The organism is Burkholderia sp. E168m23 (assembly GCF_016586125.1).
Taxonomy (GTDB): Bacteria; Pseudomonadota; Gammaproteobacteria; order Burkholderiales; family Burkholderiaceae; genus Burkholderia; species Burkholderia orbicola.
The window spans coordinates 1-946 of record NZ_BCPP01001517.1; the positions used below are offsets into that span (position 1 = coordinate 1).

At 68.1% G+C, this 946-nt stretch carries 1 protein-coding gene; it reads left to right on the forward strand.

Annotated elements, in window-relative coordinates; genetic code table 11:
- Positions 1-803: alginate export family protein (locus tag JMF90_RS38590; protein ID WP_201326495.1), on the forward strand; the 803-nt coding region annotated here is incomplete at its 5' end.
- Positions 804-946 lie beyond the last annotated feature (143 nt).

Here is a 946-nt window from a genome sequence, read left to right on the forward strand (position 1 = left end):
ACGGCAAGTGGCGCTTCATCGGCTATGCGACGCAGCCGGTGCAGAACCGCAACGCGTCCGATTTCGACGACGTGTCGAATCGCGATCTCACGTTCAGCGGCGTGCGCTTCGAGCGGCAGTCGGTCGGGCCGGGCGACCTGTCCGGCTACTGGTCGCGCTACAACCGCAGCAGCGCGCGTTTTCTCGATGCGAGCGGCCCCGAGCATCGCGACGTATGGGACGTTCGCTACACGGGCACGCACGGGCGCTTCGACTGGGATCTCGAAACGATGCTGCAGAGCGGCACGGTCGGCAACGCCACGATCGGCGCGTGGGCCGTCGGTTCGATCGCCGGCTACAGGCTCGACGCGCCGTGGTCGCCGCGCATTGCGCTGCAGGTCGACGCGGCATCGGGCGACCGGCATCCGCACGACGGCCGCGTCGGCACCTTCAATCCGCTGTTTCCGAACGGCTATTACTTCACGCTGGCCGGCTATACGAGTTACGCGAACCTGATTCACGTGAAGCCGTCGGTGACGCTGAAACCGTCGGCGAACCTGTCGCTGCTCGGCGCGCTGGGCTTCCAGTGGCGGGAGACGACCGGCGACGCCGTCTATCAGCAGCCGAACATCCCGGTGCCGGGCACGGCGGGCAAGGGCGGGTTGTGGACGGGCATGTACGTGCAGCTGCGCGCGGACTGGACGATCGCCGCGAACCTGATCGGCGCGATCGAGGCCGTGCATTTCCAGGTCGGCGACGCGATCCGGCAGGCGGGCGGGCACAACGCGGATTATGTCGGCGTCGAGCTGAAGTACGGCTGGTGACGGCGGCGCGCGGCAACCCGCACGCGACATGAAAAAGGGCAGCCCCGCGGGGCTGCCCTTCGTTCGTCCGGGCCGGCAGTTTGGTCGGCCCGTTCGCGGTGATGGCGATGCCGTTACAGGTTCGGCGACAGCGCGAGCGCGTT